Genomic DNA, 4,225 nt, shown 5'->3' on the forward strand with positions numbered 1-4,225 from the left:
ATTACTGACGTTATGGCGAGGTGAGCATAAGGTGAGCCAGCTGGCCAGATAATCTGCGTGGCGAACGGTGGGCACGATACCGAGCGCCGCGCACACAAAGGCTGATCCCATCTCCGCAACCAGCTCCTCGCGGGCATACGACTGGCTGCCGAACGCGCCGGAGAAATCGCGCGCCAGACGGGTGCGATGGCCGGTCCAGTGGGTCAATTCGTGAAGGCAGGTGCGGTAGTAGTTGATCTGGTCGAAGAAGGCGACTTGGGGCGGCACCGCCACGTAGTCGGCGGATGGAGCATAATAGGCCTTGTCCCCGCCGACGCGCAGGTCCACGCCGGTCGCGGCAATGAGCGCTTCGGCAATGGGCACGATCTTGCGCTCGGGCAGCGGCGCGGGGTCGCAGGCCAGACCGGGTTGCAAACCCTCGCACTGCGCGACATTGAAAACGGTGAAGCGCTTGAGGAACGGTACGGCCCGCGCGTCCTCGTCCTCGCGCGCCGCGCGTTCCGCCTCGCCTTTGGGAATGAAACGATCGGCGTAGACCACTGTGACCCCGCGCTCGCCCTTGCGGACGCAGCCTCCCGCCGCAACGGCCTGCCGGAAAGTCAGCCAGCTTTGCGAGGCATGGCCGTGCGCGATGCAGGCCGCCCACAATAGCAGTATGTTGACGCCGCTGTAGGTGCGGCTCGTCACGGCGTTGCGTGGCAGGCCCGGCGCTGCGGTTCCTGTGCTCCCCCATGGCTGGACCCAAGGGAACCGCCCCGCCTCCAGCTCCGCCACGATCCTGGTGGTCACCTCGTCGTAAAGGCTGGGTCGCGGCTCTGTGGCCGCGCTCTTCGCGACCTCTCCACGCACACGAGGCCGGTTGTTCGAACGCATCACTGCAACTCCTCTTCGCTAAAGCAGCATGCCTCCCCGGAAAGCGGGGGTGGGCGGCGAAGAGCGACCGGAAAGGCCCGCTTCGAGCGGCGGGCCGCACCCCAGCGACAAGCGCAGGGGCGTAACGCAAGTGGAGCAGCCGGCAGGCTTGCGGCGCGCCGTGGCGGGCCTAGGAGGAAGCGACGCCCGCACCCGCTATTCGGGAAGGCCCACCAACAACGCCGCGGCCCTGCCGCGACGACATCGACCGGCGAAGATGGTCATCCGCCAGGCGATCGTCACCTCCGGCCGAGACCCGCAAGGGGCTCGGTGCGCAGGCAGAGCCGAAGCATAGAGCGCGGCGCCGTGAGGCGGGCGGCCCGACGTCCGCAGCTTTCGATGAAAGATGCAGCGGATGGCCCGCAAATTGGTTTGCGGATTGATTGTGAAGTTAGGGGCGATGAGCGTTTACCGGTCGATGCGACCAGGCCAACACGCTCGGGATCGCGCCCGCCGGCGGCATCCAAGCGTATTGCTATATGGATCGACGCGCGCCGCGCGGCCCGTCGATGAGAAAGCCGAAGGGTCGGCGGGGAGCAAACCCATCCGACCCGGTGGGTTTGAGTGTTACCGCGCCGTCTTGGCAAACCGCGCTTTGAAGTCGGTCAGGTCGAAAGCGAAGTCGTCGCTGTCGTGAAACGCCTCATCGGTTTTGCCCGGCTGCTCATGGTCTCGATACCAGGCGGCGTATTGCGCCGTTTCGCGGCTACGCTTCCGGTAGTGCGTCGAATATGTCTCCACCCTGACCTTTGGCGTTGCGGCTTCCATCTCGAACCTCATCAACCGCAGCCAGCCGTCACCTATGCCATTGAACAACGTTGGAGCTAGCCCCGCATCCTTTACCGTCTGGTTGCGATCCTGATAATCCGACAGGATTTGATAGACCTTGTGGCCGAATTCGTTGCTGTCGATGCGGAACGCCTGCCCGTTCTCGTGGCCGCACAGAACCATAAAGATCTGATCGTGCTGCTTGATGAATTTGTCCCAGATCATCTGCGGGGTATTGTCGTCGGGATCGACGGCATGATTGTCGATGATCGGATTGGCCAACCGCTCGCCATTGCTCATCATGTAGTCGTGGGTCGAGATGATCGTTGGCAGGCCGGGGTACGTCTTGACCACGCGCGCAGCCCATTCGAGGGCGGCGTTGGGCGCGTGGAACTGCAGTCCTATATGCAGGAATCGGTAACCGCCGGCGACGAAGATCTGGGCGCTGTTAGCGCCGCCATTGAAAGAATCGACGTACCATTTCTTTCCCTTGAAGAACGGCGTGTCCTTGCCGAAAACCGAAACGAAGTTCGCCGTGCCGCCGGCGTGCACCATTCCGACGCTCGACATGTCCTTGAACTCTTTTGCGGGCGGATGATTGATATCGGTCCACATGGCGTCATGATCGTGATTGCCCGGCACGACCGAGAAGGGCACTTTTCCCGCTATCATCTGATAGCCCTTGAGAGTCATCGGCATCTCGACGGTCTTCACCTTTGGCGTGGGCGCAAGATGCTCGTCGAAGAACGGGTTCGGCGCGCTTTTGAATCCACGGGCGATATGCGCGGGATCCATCGTCAGCGACTGGTGCTGCCAGACGTCTCCCAGGGAGGTGACGAAAGCGATGTCGCCGCCGACGCTTTCGACATTTGCAGCAACATATTCCATCTGCTCGAGGAATTGCTGGCTGGCATCGAACGGAAATCCTTCGACCTTCTGGTGTGTGTAGTCGATATAGTTTTGCGTGTCGGGCAACACCGCGATCGTGAAACTATCGTCATGGCTGTTCGCCTGGGCGGCTGTCCCGGCAGCGAGCGCCATAGCCGCCACCGATGAGAACGCAATTTGCCGCGTCCAATGGCCAAGGAGGGTCATGTTAAACTCCAATAGTTGCTTGTATGTTGGTTGGCTGATCAGAAAGTGTAGCCGAGCGAAACGCCATAAGTGCGCGGCGCGCCGCGGAATGCCGCGTAGACGGGCGGAGCCACGTAAAGGGTCGTCGCGTATCTTTTATTGGTGAAGTTGCGCACCCAGCCGGTCACGGTGAGGTGGTCGGAAAACTTTCCTTCCAGCTGCGCATTGCCCAGAAAATACCCTTTGACATCCTGGTAGTTGTCGAGTTCGGTAAAGTAGTGTCTGGATGGTGCGACCTCCGACGAATTGCGGTGAAACGACCACGCCCGGCGTCAGGCGGGACGCGTCCACCAAGTCCTTGACGCCCGCTTCGCGCAGTGCCTCTGGAGACAGGACGCTGACTGCCGATGGAACATCGATCAGCCGCTGGTCGCGTTTCTGGGCCGTGACGATGATGTCGCCACCTGCCTCGACAGGATCGTCGGCGGCGTAAGCCGGGGGAGCCGCGATCGTCAGGGAAGCGAAGGCGGAGGATAGCAGATGAACGCGGCGGAACTTGTGCTGCGATGAGCTGGCCATGAAATCAGTCCTTGGAACATGTATGTCAGAAGAGGGCGAGCGACATCGGCCACCGCCCGGATCGGGGGTGGATCTCGCGTCGCTCAGGACAATGAGGGGCCTAGTCGGAGACGACAGGCCGTTGCGGCATACGCCGGGACCCCGCCCATCGATGGATGTGTGAATACTTCATAGGACCCCCTGCCCGAATCGAACGGCTGTACAGGTAGGTGTATCGTGTGAATCTTCTATGACAGCCGGAGAAACGCTCGTGGGTATCCTGTGCGGATGCGCCGTCGGCGAAGCGATATGCGCGATGCCGTCCTGCTCAGGGAGCAAACTTGGCAACGGTGTGGTGAGGCTCTATCTAGATTGGGAAAGCCAGCCGAATTCGGGCGGAGCTTAATTCGAACGGCTGTACAGAAGGGTGTCAGGTTTGAGTCGCTTGCGATATATGTCCGATGAAGCCTCGCCCCAGGCAGAGCGGATGAGTGAGGCCGCGTATGACCTTGCCGAAGAGAGCGGTCTGGCAGCGCTCAGCGCACGAAGTCTGGCGCGAAAGACAGGAATGAGCCCGTCGGCAATCAATTACCACATCGGCAATCGCGAGCGGCTCATCGCGCAGATCGCGTTCAAGGCTATCGCGGTATCTAGCCGCTGGCGGCAGTCGCAGGCCGCTTTACAGGAAGAGGGTGCCCCGAGGTGGGCCGAGCTTGATCACGTGTTCACGTCGCTGTTGCAGGATCGGTTGAGCACCGGCCGTATGGTGATGGCACTTTTGCAGGAACTGGAGAACGAGGCCGTCGCCAGCGGTCAGACCGCTATCGAAGAGGCGCTGCGCGAGGAAATGTTCGCTGAAACGGCGTTCTGGCGCGATCTGGCAATCCGCCATGGCGAAAGCGTGGATGCGTGT

Annotated in this window: 4 protein-coding genes; 1 reads left to right on the top strand and 3 read right to left on the bottom strand. The window is 61.5% G+C overall.

Annotation, left to right across the window (positions count from 1 at the left end):
• From ON00_RS19095 to ON00_RS21290, 3 genes are all read right to left on the bottom strand, one after another.
• Window positions 1-873: ArdC family protein (locus ON00_RS19095; protein ID WP_083834190.1), on the bottom strand; the 873-nt coding region annotated here is incomplete at its 3' end.
• 606 nt (window positions 874-1,479) lie between these two features.
• A complete protein-coding gene (locus ON00_RS19100) occupies window positions 1,480-2,775 on the bottom strand; it encodes a metallophosphoesterase family protein (RefSeq protein ID WP_010409060.1) in 1,296 nt (431 codons plus the stop codon).
• 135 nt (window positions 2,776-2,910) lie between these two features.
• Entirely contained in the window at window positions 2,911-3,333 is a 423-nt protein-coding gene (locus tag ON00_RS21290) for a hypothetical protein (protein WP_245535645.1), read from the bottom strand.
• Window positions 3,334-3,766: 433 nt separating this feature from the next.
• Between ON00_RS21290 and ON00_RS20995 the strand changes: the two genes are divergently transcribed.
• Window positions 3,767-4,225, top strand: a 459-nt coding sequence (locus tag ON00_RS20995) for a TetR family transcriptional regulator (RefSeq protein WP_169313359.1), incomplete at its 3' end; no start/stop codon positions are given.

Source organism: Sphingomonas echinoides ATCC 14820 (assembly GCF_000241465.1).
Taxonomy (GTDB): domain Bacteria; phylum Pseudomonadota; class Alphaproteobacteria; order Sphingomonadales; family Sphingomonadaceae; genus Sphingomonas; species Sphingomonas echinoides.